Origin of the sequence: Bradyrhizobium sp. SZCCHNRI2009, from assembly GCF_032485115.1 — a bacterium.
GTDB lineage: Bacteria > Pseudomonadota > Alphaproteobacteria > Rhizobiales > Xanthobacteraceae > Bradyrhizobium.
The window spans coordinates 374,583-397,579 of the sequence record NZ_JAUEUH010000008.1; the positions used below are offsets into that span (position 1 = coordinate 374,583).

14 protein-coding genes and 2 pseudogenes are annotated in these 22,997 nt (G+C 65.8%); 7 read left to right on the forward strand and 9 right to left on the reverse strand.

The genetic code is table 11. From position 1 onward, the window contains the following. Window positions 1-153: 153 nt before the first annotated feature. Window positions 154-1,218, forward strand: coding sequence for a helix-turn-helix domain-containing protein (locus QX041_RS27330; protein ID WP_316167244.1), 1,065 nt, complete (start codon window positions 154-156; stop codon window positions 1,216-1,218). Here the strand turns inward: QX041_RS27330 and QX041_RS27335 are convergent. Next, window positions 1,172-3,694, reverse strand: coding sequence for an EAL domain-containing protein (locus QX041_RS27335; protein ID WP_315712764.1), 2,523 nt, complete (start codon window positions 3,692-3,694; stop codon window positions 1,172-1,174). The two genes, QX041_RS27330 and QX041_RS27335, sit on opposite strands and share 47 nt — an antisense overlap. A 236-nt stretch (window positions 3,695-3,930) precedes the next feature. Between QX041_RS27335 and QX041_RS27340 the strand changes: the two genes are divergently transcribed. Next, complete coding sequence (locus tag QX041_RS27340) at window positions 3,931-5,091, forward strand: ABC transporter substrate-binding protein (protein WP_316167169.1); 1,161 nt, start codon at window positions 3,931-3,933, stop codon at window positions 5,089-5,091. Window positions 5,092-5,118: 27 nt separating this feature from the next. Here QX041_RS27340 and QX041_RS27345 read toward each other — a convergent pair whose 3' ends face one another. From QX041_RS27345 to murJ, 4 genes are all read right to left on the reverse strand, one after another. After that, window positions 5,119-6,039, reverse strand: a complete 921-nt coding sequence (locus QX041_RS27345) for a cytochrome c (protein WP_316167170.1) — start codon at window positions 6,037-6,039, stop codon at window positions 5,119-5,121. A gap of 148 nt (window positions 6,040-6,187) precedes the next feature. Continuing rightward, window positions 6,188-6,637, reverse strand: a complete 450-nt coding sequence (locus QX041_RS27350) for a cytochrome c (RefSeq protein WP_316167171.1) — start codon at window positions 6,635-6,637, stop codon at window positions 6,188-6,190. 130 nt (window positions 6,638-6,767) lie between these two features. Continuing rightward, window positions 6,768-9,077 (reverse strand): xanthine dehydrogenase family protein molybdopterin-binding subunit, encoded by a 2,310-nt coding sequence (locus tag QX041_RS27355; protein WP_316167172.1) that lies wholly within the window; start codon window positions 9,075-9,077, stop codon window positions 6,768-6,770. Window positions 9,078-9,228: 151 nt separating this feature from the next. Then, the gene (gene murJ, locus QX041_RS27360) at window positions 9,229-10,758 is read right to left on the reverse strand and encodes a murein biosynthesis integral membrane protein MurJ (protein ID WP_316167174.1); all 1,530 of its coding nucleotides are present in this window, start codon (window positions 10,756-10,758) and stop codon (window positions 9,229-9,231) included. 271 nt (window positions 10,759-11,029) lie between these two features. Here murJ and QX041_RS27365 point away from each other — a divergent pair, with 271 nt between their 5' ends. The 4 genes and pseudogenes from QX041_RS27365 to QX041_RS27380 all read left to right on the forward strand — a co-directional run bounded on the left by QX041_RS27365 (window position 11,030) and on the right by QX041_RS27380 (window position 15,845). Next, entirely contained in the window at window positions 11,030-11,386 is a 357-nt protein-coding gene (locus tag QX041_RS27365; protein WP_316167175.1) for a helix-turn-helix transcriptional regulator, read from the forward strand. Window positions 11,387-11,480: 94 nt separating this feature from the next. Further along, window positions 11,481-12,244, forward strand: a pseudogene (locus QX041_RS27370) (IS5 family transposase). Window positions 12,245-12,766: 522 nt separating this feature from the next. Continuing rightward, window positions 12,767-13,330: a transposase gene (locus QX041_RS27375; RefSeq protein ID WP_410051894.1), complete on the forward strand. Its 564-nt coding sequence runs from the start codon at window positions 12,767-12,769 to the stop codon at window positions 13,328-13,330. Window positions 13,331-13,625: 295 nt separating this feature from the next. Next, window positions 13,626-15,845: a tetratricopeptide repeat protein gene (locus QX041_RS27380; protein ID WP_316167179.1), complete on the forward strand. Its 2,220-nt coding sequence runs from the start codon at window positions 13,626-13,628 to the stop codon at window positions 15,843-15,845. A 269-nt stretch (window positions 15,846-16,114) separates the two neighbouring features. On the opposite strand, the pseudogene QX041_RS27385 reads toward QX041_RS27380, so the two are convergent. From QX041_RS27385 to QX041_RS27395, 3 genes and pseudogenes are all read right to left on the reverse strand, one after another. After that, a pseudogene (locus QX041_RS27385) lies at window positions 16,115-17,194 on the reverse strand (IS5 family transposase). A 239-nt stretch (window positions 17,195-17,433) separates the two neighbouring features. After that, entirely contained in the window at window positions 17,434-18,585 is a 1,152-nt protein-coding gene (locus QX041_RS27390; protein WP_316167181.1) for a DegT/DnrJ/EryC1/StrS family aminotransferase, read from the reverse strand. A gap of 55 nt (window positions 18,586-18,640) precedes the next feature. Beyond that, window positions 18,641-19,648: a Gfo/Idh/MocA family oxidoreductase gene (locus QX041_RS27395; RefSeq protein WP_316167183.1), complete on the reverse strand. Its 1,008-nt coding sequence runs from the start codon at window positions 19,646-19,648 to the stop codon at window positions 18,641-18,643. A gap of 360 nt (window positions 19,649-20,008) precedes the next feature. Between QX041_RS27395 and QX041_RS27400 the strand changes: the two genes are divergently transcribed. After that, window positions 20,009-20,719, forward strand: coding sequence for a DUF1223 domain-containing protein (locus tag QX041_RS27400; RefSeq protein ID WP_316167184.1), 711 nt, complete (start codon window positions 20,009-20,011; stop codon window positions 20,717-20,719). Window positions 20,720-20,730: 11 nt separating this feature from the next. Here the strand turns inward: QX041_RS27400 and QX041_RS27405 are convergent, their stop codons facing one another. After that, window positions 20,731-22,950, reverse strand: a complete 2,220-nt coding sequence (locus QX041_RS27405; RefSeq protein ID WP_316167186.1) for a tetratricopeptide repeat protein — start codon at window positions 22,948-22,950, stop codon at window positions 20,731-20,733. Window positions 22,951-22,997 lie beyond the last annotated feature (47 nt).

A 22,997-nucleotide genomic window follows, 5' to 3' on the forward strand; every position in this document is an offset into this window, starting at 1 on the left:
AACGGCCCGGCTTTCCCTTCGGCAACTTGGCGACAGGCGTTCTATAGCGGGTACGCGGAGCACCGGGTCAAGGCGGGCGGCCGATCCGATACGGTCGATCAAGAAGTTGAGACGAAAACTCAAGAATGACTGCGGCGCCGCGTGAAGAGTGAGATCAAAGCCGTTTCGTCCCTGCTGCCGAGCTACGGCTTTTGCGCCGAGCAGATGGACACCGAGGCGAACATTGCGGCGTGGCGCGAGGCCACGTCGACGTTCTTCGAGGTCGACCAGCTCGCGGCCGGCGAGGCCGCTCCGTTCAGCGCGGACGTGCTGTCCTATGCGCTCGGCTCCGTGCTGCTGGGATCGGCCCGTGCGAGCGGCCAGCGGTTCCGGCGATCGGCCGAAACCGTCGCCCGCAGCGGCGTGGATCACATCATCCTGCAGCTCTACGTGAACGGCAGCTATGAGGGCGTCGCGGGCGCCTCGCCGATCCGGGTCGAGGCCGGCGACCTCTGCGTGCTCGATCTCGCCCAGACACTCGAAACGCGCGCGACACCGTTCGAGAACGTCACGTTGGTGGTGCCGCGTCCGATGTTCGATGCGCGCCTGCTGCAGGTCGACGACCTGCACGGCCTGGTGCTGCCGCGCAGCGGCGCGCTGGCGCCGCTGTTGGCGCGGCATTTCGGCGCGCTGCTCGACTGTGCGCCGCGCATGAGTTTCGACGAGTGCCAGGCCGCGGTCGAGGGCACGATCGCGCTGATCTCGGCGTGCCTGCGCGGCGAGCTCGAACGCCGCGATGCCGACCGCAGCGTGACGCCGGACGCCTCGCTGCTCCGCGTCCGCCAATATATCGAAGCGCGGCTGTCGAGCCCTGAACTCAGCGCCGACGCGGTGGCGCTGCATTTCGGGATGTCTCGCGCGTCGCTCTATCGCCTGTTCGCGCCGATCGGCGGCATCGCCGACTACATCCGCAGCCGCCGCCTGCACCGCGCATTCTTCGATCTCGCCGGGACGGGATCGCGGACGCAGCGCATCAGCGAGGTCGCGCGGCGCTGGCAGCTCGGGACCGATGCGCATTTCACGCGGCTGTTCAAGGCCGCCTACGGCATCACGCCGAGCGCCGCGCGCGAGGCCGCCATGCTGGGCTCGCCACGCCTGCCGGTCGACGCGGACGCCGAAACCGCCTCGCCGCTCAGCCGTTGGATGCGAGGGATAGCAGCGCCCCGGACCGGGGAATGAGCGCGACGACGGCCGCCGAGTGCGGGTCGTCGTCCTCGGATGCGTCGTCCTCAGATGCGTCTTCGGCCGGCTGCGGCTCGTCGGCATCGGACGCAGCGCGCGCGATCTCCAGATGCTGCTCGAGCTGCTCGACCGGCATCGGCCGGCCCAGCAGATAGCCCTGCGCAAAGTTGACGCCGAGCGCGCGAAGTTGCACCAGCTGCTCTTCGGTCTCGACGCCTTCGGCGGTGATCTGGATGCCAAGCCCCCGCGCCAGCGTCACGACCGAGGAGATGACGGCGGCACTTTCGTCGCGCACGCTCAGATTGGCGACGAAGGACTTGTCGATCTTGATCTTGTTGAACGGGAACGCCGTCAGCGAACGCAGCGACGAATAGCCGGTGCCGAAATCGTCGAGCGCCAGCGAGATGCCGAGGCCCTTCAGCCGGTCGATGAAGCTCTCGTTCTCGGCCGCGCGCTCCAGCAGCACCGACTCCGTGATCTCGATCTCGAGACGCTTCGGATCGAGGCCGGACCTCGCGAGCGCCGACTGGATGACGTCGAACAGTTCGGCCTGCTTGAACTGGACGGGCGACAGGTTCACGGCGATCTTGACGTCGTCCGGCCATGCGGTGGCGTCGTCGCAGGCGCGCCCGATGATCCATTCGCCGAGCGGCACGATCAGGCCGGTCGACTCCGCAAGCGGGATGAACTTGTCCGGCGGCACCAGCCCCTTGACCGGATGACGCCAGCGCACCAGCGCCTCGACGCCGCGGCGCTCGCGTGTCTCGGCGTCGTAGAACGGCTGATAGTGCACCTCGAACTGGCACTGCGCGATGGCGTCGCGCAGATCACCCTCGAGCGTGTTGCGCGCCTCGAGCTCGGCCGACATCGCATCGTCATAGAGCGTGTAGCAGCTGCGGCCGGCGGATTTCGAGCGATAGAGCGCGAGGTCGGCCTTCTTGAGCAGGTGCTCCTGGTCGCGGCCGTGCTGGGGCGCGAGCGAGATGCCGATGCTGGTGCCGATCTCGACCCGTTGCCCGCCGAGCTGGAACGGCTCGGCGATCAGCTTGGTGATGCGCTGCGCAAGCTCGATCGCGGCGGCGCGCTGGTCGGCGGATCCGGCCTGGATCAGGGCGAACTCGTCGCCGCCGAGCCGGGCCAGCACGTCCTCGTCGCGCAGCTGCGATCTCAGCCGCTGAGCGACCTGCACCAGCAGTTCGTCGCCGGCGCCATGGCCGAGCGAGTCGTTGACGTTCTTGAAGCGGTCGAGGTCGAGCAGGAAGACGGTGAAGCGGCCGCTCTTCTCGTCGTTGATGCGCTCCATTTCCTCGAGGAAGAAGGCGCGGTTCGCAAGGCCCGTCAGCGCGTCGGTCTGCGCCAGCTCGAGCACGCGGCGATTGGCGAGCGCGAGCTGCAGGGCGTTGCGGCTCGACAGCGCGAGATACACGGCGAGGAAGATCGTCGTCGCCATACCGGCCGCGTACAGCGCCAGCGCGCGGTTGTGGCTCGCCATCAGGCTGCCACCGGCGGGCGCCGCCTGGAACACCCAGTCGGCGTCGCCGATGCGCAAGGTCGTCGACCAGATGCTGGGGTCCGCGGGCCAGCGCTGCGGGTCCACGCCGGAGGCGTTGATCACGCGCTCGGGCGGCAGAAGGTTGATCGCGAGCGCCGGGCTGTTGGGATTGTTCGCGCGCACCGACTGCAACAGCGTCGGCAGGTCGAACACGCCGATGATGAAGCCGCTGAGATTGCGGCGGCGGTCGGCGACCGTCGTGCGCGACGTCCCCTTGGCGTAGACGGGGATGCCGATCATCACGGCGTTGTTGCGCTCGTTCTGATTGATCAGGTTCTGACGCGTGCGCAATGCGCCGATCACGTCGTAGTCGCGCGACTGCTCCAGCACGGCGCGATGGTCGGGAATGCTCCAATAATCGAGACCGTAGACCGGCGAGGTCTTCGCCTCGGTGGAGAAGTAGACCGGATAATATTCGTCGCTCTCCGGCGCGACCGTGCCGTCGGGATAGGACTTGATGCGAAAGGCGGGAACACCATCGGTGATCGCCGCCGCCTCGTATTCGCCGCGCTCCTTGCGCTTGATCCGCGGCAGCCACGCCAAGCGCAGCATGCCGCGATGCGCCTCGAACAGGCGCGCGCTGAAGGTCTGGTACTCGCTGCGGGTGATGTCGTCGTTGGCGGATTCGAAGCGGGTGCGCAGCGCGGTCAGCCGGCTGACATATTCGTTGACACCGTTCTGGACCAGGATCGCCTGAGCTTCGGCCACGCCTTCGAAATCTGTCCGCGCCAGCCGGTTTTCCCAGCGTCCCACGGCAACCGTCCCGACGACCGACAGCACGACGCCGACGCATGCCGCGATGATCGCAGGACGATAAAGCCGGTATCGCGATAGCGACGCGCGCAGCCTCTCGCGCCCGCTACCGCTGCGAGCATCATCCTTTTCCTGCAGCGTCGGTGCGCTGTACTCTTCAACCTGCAATATGGCCCCCGCCAAACGGCTGCCCCTCACCACGATGCGGCCGATGCTGGCCGCGGTAAGTTAAGGACGGTCAAAGATGATCCGTCGTGGCGTACCAGAAACCGGGCTTGGTTAACGGCTGACTGTTGAGGGCCGCCCAAAACGCGATCAAGCGCGGGCCACGTCTTTAGCGAGGTCTTCATTCAACACGCCTAGACTGAGTTGTCATCAAGCGTACTCGTGCATCGAAGATCGCAATGAACTGGTTTTCAAGCCTTCGGATCTCCATCGTTCTCATCCTGATCGCCGGCGTGCTCCCGCCCGGGTCTGCGCGCGCCGACGAGCTCGGCGTCACCAACGACTCCATCATGTTCGGCCAGGTGGCGGCGCTGGAGGGCCCGTCGGCCGCGCTGGGCCAGGCGGCGCGCCAGGGACTGCTGGCGGCCTTCAACGAGCTCAACGCCAAGGGCGGTGTCTACGGCCGCAGGCTCAAGCTGGCGAGCCGCAATGACGGCTACGACCCCGATCGTTCGGTCGTCGAGACCATCAAGCTGATCTACGAGGACAAGGTGTTCGCGCTGATCGGCGCCGTCGGCACCCCGACCGCGATGGCCACCGCGCCGATCGCGGCGTCGAACGACGTCCCCTTCATCGGGCCGATCTCGGGCGCCGAATTCCTGCGGGCGCCCGAATTCCAGAACGTCGTGAACATCCGCGCAAGCTACGCGGCCGAGGCCGAAGCCACGATCAAGCATCTCACCGAAGAGCTTCACCTCACCCGCATCGCCATCTTCTATCAGGATGACTCGTTCGGCCGCGACGTGCTGGCCGGCGTGAAGACGCATCTCGATCGCCGCGGCCTCGAGCTCGCGGCCGAAGGCACGTTCGAGCGCAACACGCGCGCGGTCGGCGCGGCGCTCAAGGTCATCCGGCGCGCGGAGCCGGAAGCGGTGATCCTGGTCGGCACCTACGGCCCGTGCGCCGAGTTCATCAAGATGGCGCATCGCAGCGGCTTCAACCCGACGTTCTCGGCGGTGTCCTTTGTCGGCGGCAATGCCCTTGCAAAGGAGCTCGGTCCGGAGGGACGCGGCGTCATCGTCTCCGAGGTGGTCCCGTTTCCGTGGGACACCGACCTCCGCGTCGTCGCCGACTACCAGGCCGCGATGAAGACGCTCGATCCGAGCCAGACGCCGGATTTCATCGGGCTCGAGGGCTACATCACCGGCCGCCTGGTGGCCCGCGCCCTGGCGATGACCGGGCCGAACCCGACACGCGCCGAGCTGCTCCGCATCATCAACGAGGTCGGCCAGTTCGACATCGGCGGACTGGTGGTCAGCTTCGGCAACGCGCGCAAGGAGAATCCACCGCCGGTATCGCTGACGGTGATCCAGAGCGACGGCAGCTTCAAGCCGATCTGACCTGCGTGCGCGCGCTCGCCGAACTGATCAGCTTGCCGGCTTCTTCGGCTTCGGCGGGCCTTCCACCGGCGGCAGCGATTTCAGATAGACCGCCATCGCCTTGCGATCCTCGGGCGTGAGCTGCGAGGTGTTGCGGATCACCCGCGCCATCGAGCCGCCGGCGCTGTCGCCGTCGGGCAGCTGTCCGGTCTCGAGGAAATAGCTGATGTCGCTCTCGCTCCAGTCCGCCAGGCCCTTCTGGGTGATGTTCGGCACGAAGCCCTGACCTTCCGGATCCGGCCCACCCGCCAGACGCTGCGCCGAAACGATGCCGCCGAGCGCGTTGCGCGGGCTGTGGCACTCGGCGCAATGGCCGAGCGTATTGACCAGATAGGCGCCGCGATTCCACTCCGCCGGGCGCGCGGCGTTGGCGGCAAACGGCCTGTCGTCGAAGAACAGCAGCTTCCAGACCCCAACGGTGCGACGGACGTTGAACGGGAATGGCATGTCGTGCGCGCGCGAGGCGCCGGCGACCGGCGGCAGCGTCTTCATGTAGGCGAAGAGATCGCGGACGTCGTCGATCTTCGCCGCCGCGTAGGAGGGATAGGGAAACGCCGGGTAGTAGTGGCTGCCGTCCGGCGACACGCCCCTCACCACCGCATTGACGAACTCGGCCTCGCTCCAGCGCCCGATACCGTCAGTGGGGTCGGGCGAGATGTTGGGCGCATAGAAGGTGCCGAACGGCGAGCTCAGCGGCAGACCGCCGCCGAGCTTCAGTCGATCCGGCTGGTTCGGCACCGCGTGACAGGACGCGCAGCCACCGATGTTGAACATTTCCTGCCCGTTGGCGAGATCCGGCGCGCGCGTCGCCGCTGCGAGCGTGATCGTCGACGGTTGGGTCAGCCACCAGAACACCGCCAGGCCGGCGGCGCCGAGCACGCAGAGAGCAAGCAGGAGGCGGCGTAGCATGGTGGCTCCGTCACAGCAGGAGGATATCGTCGGCCCGGCGATCATCACCGGAGCTCGGCGGCGCCGTGATACGTCAGGACGCCCGCGCGGCGCAAACAAACGGGGGCGGACGCCATGTCGCGTCCGCCCCCGTTGATGGCTGGTCAGATCAACTGTTCTTGAGACGGAAGGTCTCGTGACAACCGCCACATTCCTTGCCGATGCCCGGCGCGGTCGCCTTCAGGCTGTCGAGATCCTTGATCTTGGCCTTGGCCTCGGTGACGACCTTGCCGAAGCTCTCGATCCTGGCCTTGAAGCCGGCCTGGTCTTCCCAGATCTTCGGCGACGGACCGTAATCGCCTTCGAACTTGGCGCCCTTCAGGCTCGCCGGATACATCGTCGGCAGCTTCTTGGCGGTCTCCTCGAGCTGCGCCAGAGCGGCATTGACGGCGGCCTGATCATACGGCTTCTCGCCCTTGACCATCGCGATCAGGACACCGCCGAGGTTCTTGGCGTTGGCCTTCATCGTGTCCTGGCTATGCTTGACCAGATCCTGCTGTGCCATCACGGCGCCGGCCCCTAGCAGCAAAGCTGCGACAGCCACGACAGTCCGCTTCATCAATTCGCTCCTTTGTTGTCACAATCCCGTCCAGCCCACCTGGACGGGTCGCTTGGGTGGTCAACCCCTCAGCCGGCGGGTTATTCCGGAATTGAGGCGGATATCGGAGGAGATCCGGGGGGGAGAGTACTCAGAGACTATGACGGCGATGCTGCTCCCGGATCGCGATCCAGACGCGCTCCGGGGTCGCAGGCATGTCGATGTGATCGATCTTGTACTCGCGCCAGAGGGCTTCGACGATCGCGTTGACGACGGCCGGACAGGAGCCGATCGCGCCCGCTTCGCCGGCGCCCTTGACGCCCATCGGGTTGGTCTTGCAGGGCACGTTGTGGGTCTCGAAGGTAAAGGACGGCGCGTCGGCGGCGCGCGGCAGTGCGTAGTCCATGAAGCTGCCGGTGACGAGCTGAGCGTCGGAGTTGCTGTAGACCACCTGCTCCATCAGTGCCTGACCGATGCCCTGCACCGCACCGCCATGCACCTGGCCGGCCAGCAGCAGCGGATTCAGCGTCACGCCGAAATCGTCGACGATGACGTAGTTGACGATCTTGATGATGCCGGTCGCCGGATCGATCTCGACCTCGGCCACATGCGTGCCGTTCGGATAGGTGCCATCGGCGCTGGCGAAGGCGGCGCTGCCGTTGAGCTTGGCGGGATCTGTGCCCGGACGCTTGGCGAGATCGGCGAACGAGATCGCGCGGTCGGTGCCGGCGACGCGGATCACGCCGTCGGCGATCTCGAGATCGCCGAGGCCGGCTTCGAGTGCTTCCGCCGCGATCTGCTTGAGCTTGTCGCCGAGCTCATGGGTGGCCCGCTGCACGCTGACGCCGCCGGAGGGAATCGAGGCCGAGCCGCCGGTGCCGAGGCCGGTCGCGATTTGGGCCGTGTCGCCCTGATGGATGTGGACGCGCTCCGGCGGCAGGCCGAACTGCTCGGCGACGATCTGGGCATAGGCGGTCTGGTGGCCCTGCCCGCTCGACTGCGTGCCGATCAGGATCGTCACGTCGCCGTTGGGATCGAGCCGCACATTCGCGGTCTCCTCGCCCATGGTGCCGCAGACCTCGACATAGCTCGCGAGCCCAATGCCGCGGATCAGCCCGTGCTTCTTCGCAGCCTTGGCGCGCTTCGGAAACTCCTTCCACTGCGCGATCTCCATCGCGCGCTTGAGGTGCGCGTTGAAGTCGCCGGAATCATAGACCTTGCCGGTCGCGGTCTTGTAGGGCAGCGCGCGCGGCGGAATGAAGTTCTTGCGCCTGATCGCATCGACGCTCATGTCGAGCTTGCGCGCGCAGGCATCGACCAGGCGCTCGATGACGTACGCTGCCTCGGGGCGGCCCGCGCCGCGATAGGCGTCGACCGGAACGGTGTGGGTGAAGATCGTGCGCACCCGGCAGTGGAACGCCTGGATGTCGTAGAGGCCCGGCAGCATGCCGGCGCCGCCGTGCGGGATGTAGGGCGCGAAGGTCGAGAGATAGGCGCCCATGTCGCCCATCAGGTCGACGTCCATGGCGAGGAACTTGCCGTCCTCGGCCAGCGCCATCTTTGCCGTGGTGACGTTGTCGCGCCCCTGCGCGTCGCCCATGAAATGCTCGGAGCGGTCGGCGGCCCAGCGCACCGACTTGCGCAGCCGCTGCGCGGCGACCGCGAGCAGCGCATACTCCCGGTAGGGAAACAATTTTGTGCCGAAGCCGCCGCCGACGTCGGGGCAGATCACCCGCATCTTCTCGGTCGGGATCTTCAGCACGTTCTGGCAGAGGATGTCGCGCAGCCGGTGGCTGCCCTGGCTGCCCGCCGTCAGGGTCAGATGATCGCGCTTGGTGTCGTATTCGCAGACCGCGGCGCGCGTCTCCATGAAGCTCGCCACCACGCGCGGATTGACGATGCGGATCTCGGCCACCGCATGCGCTTTCGCGAAGGCCGCCTCGGTCGCGGACTTGTCACCGATCGAAACGTCGAACAGCACGTTGCCCTTGTGTTCGGCCCACACCTGCGGCGCATCCGGCTTGATCGCGTTCACGACGCCGGTCACGGCCGGCAGCGTCGTCCACTCGACCTTGATCGCCTCCAGCGCGTCGCGCGCGTGATCCAGCGTATCGGCGACGACGAAGGCGATGGCATCGCCGACGTGGCGCACCTCGTTCTTGGCGAGGATCGGATAAGGCGGCGCGGTGAACGGATCGGTCTCGAGATTGAACAGGCAGGGCAGTCCACCGAGCTCCGCGGTGTCGGCGGCGGTCAGGATCAGCGCCACGCCCGGCAAGAGCCGCGCCTGGGTGACATCGAGGGTGAATTTGGCATGGGCATGCGGCGAGCGCAGCACCAGCGCATGCAAGGCGGCAGCCGGCGCCAGATCATCGGTATAGCGGCCCTTGCCGCGAATCAGCGCGTCGTCCTCTTTCCGGAGAACGCTTTGTCCGACGCCGAACTTGATAGGAGCTGCCATCTGGTTTCACTTCCCGCTTGCATTGTCGCGACTATTGGACGGCATATTGCAGCGGAACGAAGACTCGCGCAAACGCCATATGGCCGCCCCTGGACCACGCGCGGTCAACTCTCCGCAGGCATGCCACCAGCTCGATGCTGCAGCGCAAACGTCAGCGCCGCACCAGCGCCTTGAGCCAGCGCGGGCCGAACAGCACCAGAATGGCGCCGGCATAAATGACGGCCCCCACCACGATCAACAGGCCGAGAACGACTTCGTCCTGCAAGCGGCCGAGCGAAGCGAGATGGGCCGATGCCACCAACGCCGTCGCCCACAGCGCCGCCGCGAGCACCACGCCGGTTCCGGCAAATTTCAGCAGCGACATGGTGAGCCGCCGATCGAACCGCAGATAGCCCTCGTGCACGGCGAAGCCGAGCACGAGCAGCAGGTTGATCCAGGCGCCGACGGCCGTCGCCAGCGCGAGGCCGACCTGGGCGAGCGAGCCCATCAGCAGCACCTTCAGCACGACGTTGGCGGTCAGCCCGGTGAGCGAGGCCTTCACCGGCGTGGCGGTGTCCTTGCGCGCGTAGAAGGTCGAGACCGCGCTGCGGATCATCACGAACGGAATGAGGCCGACGGCATAGGCGGCGAGCGTCGCCCCCGCCGCCGCCGCATCGCCCTTGGTGAAGGCGCCGCGGGCGAACATCGCCCGCGTGATGACGTCGGGCACCGCGAGGAAGGCGGCGACGAACGGCGCCGAGAACAGCAAGGTGAACTCGAAGGCGCGGCGCTGCTGCTCCATGGCCCCTTCATGATCGTTCGCCGTCAGCCGCCGCGACATTTCCGGCAGCAGCACGGTGCCGATGGCGATGCCAATCACGCCGATCGGCAACTGGTTGAGACGGTCGGCATAATACAGCGCCGAGATCGCGCCGGCGGGGAGGAAGGTCGCGATGATGGTGTCGGCGAACATCGCGACCTGCGTGCCCATCGAGCCGAGCGTCGCCGGCCCCAGCGCCTTGAAGAAGGCGCGGATGTCGTCGTCGAGCTTGAGCGGCGCAAAGCGCGGCAGGCCACCGTGGCGGGCGAGGTCCCCGGCGAGCAGGAAATATTGCAGGAAGCCAGAGATCAGCACGCCCCAGGCCGCGGCATGACCGACGCCGGGGAAGAACGCCGCCAGCGCCAGGGTCGCCATCATCGCAAGATTGAGGAAGATCGACGCCGCCGCCGCGCTGGCGAAACGCTGCATCACGTTGAGCATGCCGCCATACAGCGTCACCAGCGTGATCAACAGCAGATACGGAAAGGTGATGCGGGTCAGCGTGATCGCAAGCTCGCGCTGCGCAGGATCGTCGGTGAAGCCGGGCGCCAGGATTGTCATCGCCTGCGGCATGAACACCCACGCGAGGACCAGCAGCACGATTTGCGAGGCCAGCAGCAGGGTGAAGATGCGGTCGGCAAACAGGCTCGCCGAGGCCGGCCCCTTCTCGCCATGGACATGCGCATAGGCCGGCACGAAGGCCGCGTTGAACGCCCCCTCGGCGAAGATCGCCCGGAAATGATTCGGCAGCCGGAACGCGATGAAGAACGCGTCGGCGACGGGCCCGGCGCCGAGGATCGCCGCCAGCATGATGTCGCGGGCAAAGCCGGTGAGGCGCGACAGCAGCGTATAGCCGCCGACGGTGAAGATACGTCCGAGCATGGGGGCTTCTAGAGCATTGGGGGGCGGGTTTGAAGCGGAGAACGCGGGCGATGCCTGCTTGGGGCTAAAATGTGGCGACAGGCTCGCTGTCACCTCGCCCTGCTTGCGGGGAGAGGTCGGATGGCATCGAAGATGACATCGGGGTGAGGGGGACTCTCGACGGGCGCGGTCTGCGAAGCAGCCCTCACCCTATCCCCTCCAGCCGTTCCGAGTGGTATTCACAGAGATGAACGACACGGCCAACGTCCTCGGTGCCGGCTGAGAGAGCACCATGCCCCACGTCAGAGCCAAAGCCCCCAACGGCGACGGCATCGTGATCGTGCCGGAGGCCGACTACGACCGGATGATCGAGGAGCTCGAAAACCTCCGCGACAGCCTGATGGCCCGGTGCACGCTCCGCGAGAGCGAGAGCGGCGAGGAGGAGATGCTGACCTCGGCCGAGGCCGACGAACTCCTGGCCGCAAAAACTCCCCTCGCCTTCTGGCGCAAGAAACGCGATCTGACCCAGGCCGCCCTCGCCGATGCCGCCGGCATCTCCCAGGCGTTCCTGTCCGAGATCGAGAGCGGCCAGAAGCCCGGCACTGCCGCAACATTGAAGAAGATCGCCAAGGCGGATCACAGTCGATGATTTGATCTAGGTCATGTACTCATAAATGGATTCCGTTAGCTGGCGAACGGTGATTCACTCCCCTTAAGTGATTTTTTTTGGGGGGGGGGTGGACATGGCGCGGTTTGACCTGAGCGATCGAGAATGGTCTTTGATCAAGCCCTTGCTGCCGAATAAGCCATGCGGTGGCGGTCGGGTCGACGACCGGCGGGTTCTCCACGGCATCTTCTATGTGCTGCGGACAGGCTCGCCCTGGCGAGATCTTCCGGAACGCTATGGTCCTTACACGACGGTCTATAACCGCTTTAACCGCTAGGCCAAGGCAGGCGTTTGGGTCCAGATTTTCGAGGTGCTGGCAGCTCGCTCGCCGCAGTCGATGGCGCTGATCGACAGTTCCATCGTCCGCGCCCATCAGCACGCCGCTGGGGGTAAAAAGGGGGCGAGGATCACGCCATTGGCCGCTCTCGTGGAGGACTGAGCACCAAGATCAATGCGGTCGTCGACGAGAACGGATTGCTGGTCCGGCTGACGCTAACCTCGGGGCAGGCCCACGATCTGCGTGCCGCGCCATTTCTGCTCCAAGGGCTAAAATGTCGTGATGTCGTGGCCGACCGCGGTTACGACGCCGACGCCCTCCTGCACATGATCAGAGCTGGCGGAGCTAGGGCTTATATTCCTTCCACCAGCCAGCGAGTAGTCCAACGTTCCGTCAGCCGACGCATCTATGGCCAGCGCAATCTCGTTGAGCGGTTCTTCTGCAAGCTTAAGCATTTCAGGCGCATCGCTACCCGCTTCGATAAGCTCGCACGCAACTTCCTCGCCGCGGTAGCTCTTGCCTCAGCACGCCTCTGGACAAGTGTTTATGAGTCCACGCCCTAGCCCGTAGGGCGGGATTAGCGCAGCGTAATCCGCCGCGCCCAGCGCAAAACTTCCAACGACATTGCATGTTCGTCCAGATCGTCTGGCGAGAGTATATGGACGTTGCCCATGCAAGCATTTGGCGAGCGAAATCGAGCCCAGCATGACGGCGGATTACGCTCCGCTAATTCGTGACGCAGTCGTACTGATACTACTGAGTACCGCCCCACGCTCGCGAAAGCATCGGGGACGGAGTTTAAAGCGGCGAACGCGCAGAAATTCCGCTTAGGGCCGAAGTGCGGCGGTTCGAGTTGCACTCTTGTGTCTTCGAAATCTGCCAGGATGTGCGAACGGGCGGTTCTGACCAACCGCCCGTCGCTGGATCTGAGCCCGATTGTGCTCAAAGGCCCTTTTGGAGCCTGTCGGGGAGCGTGGGACAGGTCCGGTGTCTTCCTTCAACCCGAACAGTTGCACGGGCTTCGAGTCCGCACCTTGCAAGGAAGGGAGCCGGATGATGGCACAGAATGATCTCGTTGTCGCGGTATCGATGTCGCCAAGGATAAGGTCGATGCTGGTACCCGAGCGCTTGGGTCCAAGCAGATGTTCGAAAGGACGGATGAAGGCCGGCGCGACTTCGTGGCGTGGCTGCGCCGGAACAAGATCGGCAAAGTCGTGATGGCGGCCAGCGGCGGCTATGGGAGTGGGCCAAGCTGGCGCGGGGCCGCCAAAGTCGACGTTCGTATCGTCGACCCAAAGCGGGTGCGGAGCTTCGCTCGATCGGCCGGGCGCCTGGCCAAGAACGACAGCATCGATGCGGACACGATCGCCTGGTTCGCCGAGACCTTCAATGAAGCTGCGGGTCAGGCCTACGATGCGGCCCGAGAAAAGCTTCAGCAGATGGTCAATACGCGCCAGGCAACGAAGGACATACTGGTTGGACTGACGAACCAGGGCGAGCATGAATTGCCTGTGGAAGTGCAGCGTCTGCACACGCGATTAGCCAAGGTGATCAGCACCGAGTTGAGCAAGCTCGAGGCCGAGATATCCGCCTTGATCGACAACACTGGCCTCCCGAAGCTGAGGTCAAGTTTACGCTGCTGCGGATAGCACGGCGTGGACGACGGTGGCTCCTCCACTGGTGTGGAGGGCGGGACGCAACGCACAGCTCCGGCACAACGCGCCGCGAGACCGTGACCGCGCGTCTGAGATTGGGCGTCCTGTGATGCGCCTGATGGGATGAGTGACCGATCGATGCAGCGCCCGTTGCTGGCATTCGCCGTCTCCCCCCTCCCCACCGCATTAACCAGCTGCTAACCATGTCGCGGGCAAGATCTGCCGCGCCGCGCTACGCAGCTGCGGCCGCTCGAATCGTCGCCGTCTTTGGCCGCACGGAGAAACAGCCTTGAGCACCGTAGGTTCGCGCGCCTTCCAGAAAGCCCGACAGGAGAAAAAGCAGAAGAAGCTCGCCGAGACGCTGGCACTGGCGTACAGGGCCTTCCAGGCCGGACGCCAGGCGGAGGCGCAGGCGCTGTGTGCGAAGCTACTGCAAGAGCTTCCGGACTATTTCGACGCCATACATCTGCTCGGCGTCTCACTGGTATCCTCGTCCCGATTCGCCGAAGCGACCGTGTTCCTAACCCAGGCCGTCGCGCTTGAGCCCAACTCGGCGGATGCGCACTCCAATCTCGGCTGGGCGCTGGTCAATTGCGAACGCTATGAAGAAGCGCGCGCCGCGCTGGAGCGATCGCTGGCGCTGAGGCCGAATGCGCCGATCACCCTGCGCAATCTCGCGATCGCCCTGCTGCGTCTGGGGCAGGGCGAGGCGTCGCTCGCCGCCGCGGCGCGTGCCCTCGCGCTCAAGCCGGACGACGTCGACGCCTGGTGCAATCGCAGCGTCGCTGAGCTGATGCTGCGGCGCTGGGACGCCGCCGCCGCCAGCGCCGAGCGCGCGCTGACGTTCAACCCCAGCCATTTCGAAGCCACCGTCAATAGAGGGCTCGCCCATCTCGAGCTGCATCATTTCGAGCTGGCGGAAGCGAGCTTCAATGCAGCGCTTGCCGCTCGACCCGCCCATGCCGAGTTGCTAGCGCATCGCGGCCGATTATACATGATCTCCGGGCGCACGGCCGAGGCCGAAGCCGACTTCGATCGCGCGATCTCGCTCGATCCGGACCTGCAGGTAGGCTGGCAGGGTAAGGCGCAGATCTGGCTGCTCAACGGCAACGTCGCCCAGGCGATGGCGGCCTGCAAGCGTGTGCTCGACACAAATCAGACAGCCCAGGCCGCGCTGACCCTACTCGGCGCCTGCCATGGACGGCTCGGGGACGTCACGAGTGCGATCGCACTGTTCGATCAGGCGCTGGCGGTGCAACCGGACTACGAAGAGGCGATCACAAAGAAGATCTTTTATCTCGATTTCCTGCCCGGCGCCGATTTCGCCGCGCATCAGGCCGCGCGCCGCTATTGGTGGGACATGGTGGGGTCCAGGCTGCCGCGTCGTCAGCTTGCGGCCCGCTCGCTTGACCCCGACCGACGTCTCGTCATCGGCTACGTCTCAGGCGACTTCCGCACCCATTCGGCCGCCTTCGCCTTCTTTCCGGTGCTGCGCGCCCACGAAAAGACGCAGGTCCAAATCAACTGCTATTCCACCTCGCGGTCGCGCGACCGCCTGACCGATGCGTTCCAAGACATCGCCGACGTCTGGGTCGATGCCGCCACTCTGTCCGACGACGAGTTCGCCGATCGCATCCAGGCCGATGACGTTGACATCCTGGTCGATCTCTCCGGCTATACGTTGGGCAACCGGCTGACGGTGTTTGCGCGCAAGCCGGCGCCGATCCAGGCCACCGGCTGGGGCAACGGAACCGGGACGGGCATGCAGACGATGGACGTGCTGTTCGCCGATCCGGTCACAATCCCTCCCGAGGTCCGCCCCCTTTTCGCCGAGCGCATCTACGACCTGCCCTCGCTCAACACGACCGATCCGATCACCGACATTCCGCTGTCGCCGGCGCCGCTGCTGCAAAACGGCCACGTGACGTTCGGCGTATTCAACCGCATCGACAAGATCTCCGACGCCGCGATCACACTGTGGTCGCGACTGCTGCGCGAGATCGAAGGCGCGAAGATGGTGGTAAAGCATCTGGCTCTCGACGATGCGCTGGTGCGCAACGGTCTAATGGCTCGGTTCGCGGCCCAGGGCATGCCGGAGGAGCGCGTAGTCTGCATGGGCGCGAGCGACCGGCGCAGCCACCTCGGCGCCTTTTCCGGGATCGACATCTCGCTCGATCCGTTTCCGCAGAACGGCGGCGCGAGCACCTGGGAGTCACTCTACATGGGCGTCCCGGTGGTCGCCAAGCTTGGCACCAGCGCCTCATCGCGGCTCGCCGCTGGCATCATCCATGCCGTCGGCCTCGACGACTGGATCGCCGCAGATGACAACGACTACGTCCGCATTGCCAAGACCTACGCAGCCCAGCCGGAGCGGATGGCCAGACTGCGTGCCGAGCTGCCAAATCGGATCGCGCGCTCGCCGGCCGGTAACGTCGCTAACTATACACGGTGCGTCGAGGCCGCGTATCGGCAGCTCTGGCGGGACTATTGCGCGAGGTCCGGCGGATGACGCTCACGGCCTCCCAGAGGACGGACGCACATCGAGCTGCGCCTGTGAGGCACACAATCTGTGCAATGACGAGCGGTATAACTACTTACCATGCCGGTTTGACACTGCCGAGCGCGGTGATGCCGCGGTCCTGCTATTTGCACGTGCGGCCCGCCGCAATCTAGCAGTCCGCTGAAATACCCGCATGAGGCCGACGGTTTGACTTTTGAAGTCTGAGCCGACGGGGGCGTTGCGAGGATCGCAAGACCGTCCGCCCGCGAGGGACGGTGTTATGCGGCGATCAGCTTGGGTATCCGAACGAGGTTATAGCCGATCAGGTTGAGCAGGAAGTCGCCAAGCACGCGTTCGCGACCACGGTGCTTGGTTTTGCGCATGGTTCCGTGCTGCTTGCCCCATTCGAAGATGCATTCGACCATGGCCCGGCATGTCTGAGACATGCCGTAACCGGCGTACCGGGTGGCGCGATCGTCGATGGCACTCTGGCGCCCAGTTGGGATTGCCACAGTTGTATTGGGCGACGTGCGGTGTGACATTCATCTTCCGCAGCCTGGCGACGTGCTCGGCGGTGTCATAGGCCTTGTTCTCGCCCACGGTGATGCGTCGGCCATCCTTGTTGGCTTTGGATTTGAGCATGGCTTCCGACGCGGAGCGTTCGGCGGTTCCGTTGGCATGGGTGACACGCCCATCGACCGCCAGGCCGTTCCGGTTCTCCATGGTGACGTGGCCCATGTAGCAGAGTCGGGCTTCCTTGCCCTGCGCCTTCCGATACAGTCGGCTGTCGGGATCGGTCACGCTGGCATGGGTGTCGTTCTTGCGCTTCTGGCCGTGGAAGTTCGTACCATCGTCGCCGTCGTCCGAGCCATCCTTCGGCCGGAAACTCTTATGCGAGGCCCAGGCCTCGATCAGCGTGCCGTCCACCGAGAAGTGCTCGCCGACAACAGCGGCTTCACCTCGGGATGGTTCAGCAGCTTCGCCATGAACTTGGCGAACACCTCGCCGTTTTCAAGCCGGGTACGGTTCTTCGTGAATGTCGTCGGGTCCCACACCCGATCGTCCGGCGCCAACCCCACGAACCAGCGGTAGAGCAGATTGTAATCCAACTGCTCCATGAGCTGACGCTCAGAGCGGATGCCGTAGAAAACTTGCAGCAGCAGAGCGCTGAGCAATTGCTCGGGCGGGATCGAGGGGCGGCCTTCCTTCGAGTAGAGCGCGCCCAATGCACGGTTCAGGTCGCGAAGAACGTCTCGCACCAGCTCCCGGATCTTGCGCAGCGGATGATCCTTTGGAACACGCGCCTCCGGCGAAATGTACGAAAACAGCCCGCCCTGATGCTCGAACTTGCCTCGCATCCGCGCCTCCGAGACTCGCTAAGATCGGTGAATCACAAAAATCCGACAAAAACGATAGTTTTTCAGCGGACTGCTAGTACCCACTTTCCCTGGCACGTTAGTCATGATTCAACATCGGCATGGTACCCGAAGCAAGAGAAGATAGACCGCCCATTCACGCCCCATAGGGACAGGATTGTCGTTTCGGACCATCAGCGGGGCAGATCAGCTGCCTGCGAGCCCGCAAGCTAGCGAAGACCTCAGCCCGCCACAGCGCCGCGGACGACGTCGATGATGCGAACCTGCGTCGGCTCGTCGAGATAGGCGTGCATCGGCAGGCTGATGACGTCGGCGGAGAGCTGCTCGCTGACCGGCAGGCCGCCATCGACGCTCGGGAAGATGCGGTACGCCGTCTGCTGATGCATCGACTTCGGATAGTAGATCGCGGTCGGAATGCCCTGCGCCTTCAGCGCGGCGGCGAAGGTGTCGCGGTCGACGCCCTTGGGCAGGCGGATGGTGTATTGCGCCCAGACCGAGGTGCAGCCGTCAACGAGGCGCGGCACCTTCACGACGTCGGCCAGCGCCGCCGTGTAGCGCTCAGCGACAACATTGCGCGCGGCGATCTCGTCGTCGAAGATCCTGAGCTTCTCGAGCAGCACCGCGGCCTGGATGGTGTCGAGCCGCGCGGTGAGGCCGAGGCGGACGTTGTCGTATTTGTCGCTGCCGCCGCCATGGGCGCGCACGCTGCGCAGCCGCTCCAAGAGGCCAGCATCGTCGGTGAGGATGGCGCCGCCGTCGCCGAAGCAGCCGAGCGGCTTGGCCGGATAGAAGCTGGTGGCGGTCGCGAGCCCGAAGGTGCCGATGCGGCGGCCCTTGTAGCTGGCGCCAAAACCTTGGGCGGCGTCGTCGAGCACGAACAGCCCTTCGTCCCCAGCGATCGCGGCGACCGCATCATGGTCCGCGCTCTGCCCGAACAGATCGACCGGAATCACAGCCTTCGGCTTGAGGCCGAGCCGCTTCGCGGTGGCGATGCCGCGGCGGAGCGAGGCCGGATCGATGTTGAAGGTGTCCTCCAGCACGTCGACGAACACAGGCGTGGCGCCGGTCAGCGCCACCGCTTCGCCGGTGGCGCAGAAGGTGAAGGACGGACACAGCACCGCGTCGCCCGGGCCGATACCCTGGGCCATCAGCACCATCAGCAGCGCATCGGTGCCGCTGGAGCAGCTCACGGCGTATTTGGCGCCGCAGAATTCAGCCAGCTCCTTCTCGAGCTGGATGATTTCGGGGCCGCCGAGAAACTGGCAATGCGCGAGCACGCGGGCGACGGCGTCATCGAGCGACTTGCCGAGCCGCTGGCGCTGCGCGGCGGTGTCGATGAACGGAATGGGCTGATGACGCAGGTGCTGGTTCATGAGCTCTGACACATGTTCGCAAACGTAAATGAGGATGAAGCGAAGGCCGGGCCGGCTAGCCGGCCGCGCGCAGCTTGGTGGCGGCGGCCTCGGCCGGACGATGGCTCGAGGTTTCCAGGCACTGCGTGGCGATCGCCAGACTCGCGACGCCCTCGTCGCCGGTGACGGCGGGCGACGTGCCCGAGCGCACCGCATGCAGGAATGCAATCAGCTCGGCGCGCAGCGGCTCGTCATGGCCGACCGGGAGATGCCGCATCGAGTAGCTGCCGTCCGGCTTGAAGCCGAAGCATTCGGTGACCTGGCGCGTCAGCAGGTCGCCCATGATGTACTTGCCGCGCGTCGCCACGGTGACGTTGCGCGCCTTGAACGGCGTCAGCCAGTTGGTGTTGATGTGGGCCAGCACGCCCGAGGCGGTGCGGAACTGCAGAAGCGCGATGTCCTCGCGCTCGGCCACCGCGCTGGAGAGTTGCGGCTGCACCTCGATGATGTCGGACTCGGTGAACCAGCGGATGAGATCGATGTCATGCACGGCGAGGTCGATGACGACGCCGACATTGGACATGCGCGGCGGGAACGGGCCGACGCGGGTGATCGCGATCGACAGGATGTCCTCGCCCGCGATCGCCTTCTTGATCGCGGCAACCGCCGGATTGAAGCGCTCGACATGGCCGATCATCAGGGTGACGCCGGCGCGGTGCGCGGCCGAGACGATCTCCTTGCCTTCCTCGACCGTGGAGGCGATCGGCTTCTCGACGAGCAGATGCACCTTGCGGGCGATGCAGGCGAGCGCGAGCTCGTGATGCAGATGGGTCGGCGCGGCGATCGTCACGGCGTCGACGCCCTCGGCGACGAGCTCATCGAGCGTCTCGAAGGTCGGGCAGCTCGCAAGCTCGGTGACGCGGCTGCGATGCGCCGGCAGCGGATCGACGACGCCGACGAGGTGCACGTCGGGCAGACCGGCGAGCACGCGGGCATGATTGCTGCCCATCACGCCGGCTCCAATCACGCCGACTCGCAGCGCCTGCCTCAGCTCGGCCTTGTGGCCCGCCCCCTTGGAACTCATGTCATCGACCCCATCAATGTCCCCGGATTGCGACGTCACGGATTGGCCGCAACGGTTAACGAACGGCAAATCACCGGTCGAAGCTCTCCTAGCATGCCGCTTGAAGCGAGGCGAATGCGGAAACCTTTTTCAGGACACGATTTGATTCAGAAAGTTACATCGGGTGCGGACGAAAAGCGCTGTCTTTTGAACGGCGTGCACGATGCCCTTCACGTGTGGCGAGCGCCCTGCTCACGCGTCACGACAGGCCGCGAAGGTAACCGTCGATGCGTCTTCACGCCTGCGTGTTGGCTACGGCAGGAGGTAACACGGTGGATCCCGCCGGCGAAGGAGATCACGTCACATCGCGGGAGAACACCCATGACCCTCAGCCTCGCTTCGCTCCGCTACGCCTCATCCTTCGCCGTGCTGCTCGCCTCGCTTGCCCCGTGGTCGCCGTCGGCGGCCGCGGTGGATCGCCTTGTCGTCATCGAGCTCTTCACCTCGCAGGGCTGCTCCTCCTGCCCGCCTGCAAATGCCTATCTGAACGAGCTGGTGCGGCAGCGCCGCGACGTGCTGCCGCTCGCCTTTCACGTCACCTATTGGGACCGGCTGGGCTGGAAGGATCCATTCTCGTTGCCGGCCGCCACCGACCGCCAGGCCCGCTACGGCAGCCGCTTCGGCGACGGCTCCTACACGCCGGAGATCGTCGTCGACGGGGTGACGGGTCATGTCGGCTCGAACAGGGCCGAGGTGGGAGCCGCGATCGATCGCGCCAGGGGCGCGAGCGCGACGGCGGCGCGGCTCAAGCTCGCGCGCAATGGCGACAGGCTCACGGTCGAGGTCGGCGGCGGTGAAGGACGCGGACGCCTCCTCCTGGTCGGCTTCGATCATCGGCACGAAACGGCGATCCGCCGCGGCGAGAATGGCGGCCGCACGCTGGAGGAGCTCAACGTGGTGCGCTCGGTGCGTCCGCTCGGGGATTGGAGCGGCACCGCGCTGCGCCTCACCGAGCCGATGCCGGAGGGCGAGGATGCCGCCGTGATTCTCGAAGCGGCGGACGGGCGCATCGTCGGCGCGGCGCGCTGGTAGTTGCGGAACGGTCAGGCGGAGGTGCAGTACCGGCGCCAGAACTGACGGTACCCCTCCTCGACCTTGCGCGTGTAGGTCTCGACATTGCCGGCGGCGGAGCTCAGGATCATCTGTGGGAGCTCCGCACGCAGCTTCGCCAGGCCCTCCGGATCGCCGGCATGACGGTGTGCGATGGCGAGGTAGCCTTCATCGTCCTCGGCGGCCCAGTCGCCGAGGCCGACCGCGGTCACGACCGCACCGCCGGCGCGCGCCGACGGCGTCGACCCGAGCTTGGTGATGACGGGCACGCCCATGTGCAGCGACTCCCAGGTGCTGGCACCACCGTTCTGCGGGAAGGGGTCCAGCGACATGTCGATCGCAGCGAATTCCGCCAGATGCTCGTTGCGCGCGCTGGAGCCGAGACAACGGACGCGCTCCGCGGCGATGCCATGGCTGACGAAGCGACCGATCAAGGTGTCCCGCAGATAGGCGTCATCGAGCGCACCGTTCTTGATGATGATCCTCGCGCTCGGCATCTCCTGCAACAGCCTCGACCACACGGCCAGCGCGGCGTCGGAGATCTTGTCGATGCGGTTGAAGACGCCAAAGGTCACGTAACCGTTCCGCAGCATCGGCAGCGGCGTTTGGGCGACGCCGACGATCGCATCCATCGTCACCATGCACGGCAGATCGTAGATCTGCTCGGCGAAGAGGTGCCGGACCGCCGGCGGAATCGAGACAGGGTCGGCCAGCACGTAGTCCATCGTTGGCAGTCCAGTGCCGGTCGGATGCCCCCAGGCGCTCGCCTGGATCGGAGCCGGGCGCCGCGCAAAAACCGCAAGACGATTGCCGGCCGAGTGGCCGGAGAGATCGACCAGAATATCGACATTGTCGGCCTCGATCCGGTCGGCCAGTTCGTCGTCCGCCAGCTGGCAGGCATCGACCCAGCCGTCGGCGAAGGACATGAACTGCTCCGTCACGCCATCGCGCAGCGGCGAGCTGGAATAGCAGATGACCCGAAAGGCCTTGTGGTCATGCAGGCGGAGCACCGGCATGAACGAGAGCGCCGCCGAATGGCTCCGGAAGTCTGACGACACGTAACCGACGATGATCAGCCGCTCGGGATCGAGGTTGCGGTCCTTGAGATGACGGCGGGGCAGCGCGGCGCCGATCCGGTCCCACCATTCGCGTCGGGCCGCCTGCTGCATGGCGAAGTCAGCCTCGGCAATGAAATCGAGCGCGAAGATCTTCTTGAGGATAGCGTCCTCGAATGTCGGATTGATCTCGAGCGCGCGGTCGAAATGCTGCATGGCGCCGGCCGTGTCGCCCTGCTTCGCCAAGCACGTGCCGAGCCAGATCAGCGCCACCTCCGACGCCGGATTCTGCTCCAGCACCCGCTTGCAGGCGAGCATCGCCGGAGCGATCCGCTCGGTGAGCACGCAGACATGCGCCTTGCCGAGCAGCGCCGCCTCGAGCCCGGGGTCGGTCGCCAGCGCGGCATCGAAATCGGCCTCGGCCTCGGCGAACCGTCCCATCTGCACATAGAGGCGGCCACGCTGCGCGATGACGGCCGCCGTGCCCGGCTTCATGGCAAGCGCGACGTTGAAGGCGGCGAGCGCCTGCTCGAGGTGCCGCAGATTGATGCTGACCAATCCCTTGCCGAAGGTCGCCTGCATGTGCCGCGGCGCCAGCGCCAAGGCGCGGTCGAAGCTCTGTCTGGCCTCCTCGTTGCGCAGCAGGAGCAGTTGCGCCATGCCGCGATTGCAGTAGGCGTCGGCGAAGTCGGGCTTCAGCGCGATGGCGCGGTCATGCACCTCGATCGCCTGCGCGAACAGCTGCATGTTCATCAGGGTGTTGCCGAGGCTCGTCAGCGCGGTGGCGAAATTGGGCTTGAGCGCGACGGCGCGCTCCTGCACCGCGCGCGCCTCCTCGTAGCGCTTCATGCTGAACAGCACGAGGCCGAGATTGGCCAGGGCCTCGGCATTGCGCGGCTCCACCGCGACGGCGCGGGTCAGGGCCTGCTCGGCGAGGTCGAGCCGACCGCTATCGAGCGCCGAGGCGCCGAGAAGGTGAAGAGCGTCGAAATGATCGGGCACGAGGGCCAGCGCCTGACCGCAGATGGCCTGGGCATCGGCATGCCGGCCCGCCCTGTAGGCCTCGACGGCCTTCGGCAGCAGGCCGTCGGCCTGCTTGCGGTTCTTCTTCTGCAGGCGCGCGTTCTGGAACGCGCGCGATCCGATCGTGCTTTGCAAGGAAGCTCTCCGGCGTACGACGTCCGGGGCTATCTAGCACGGCTCGC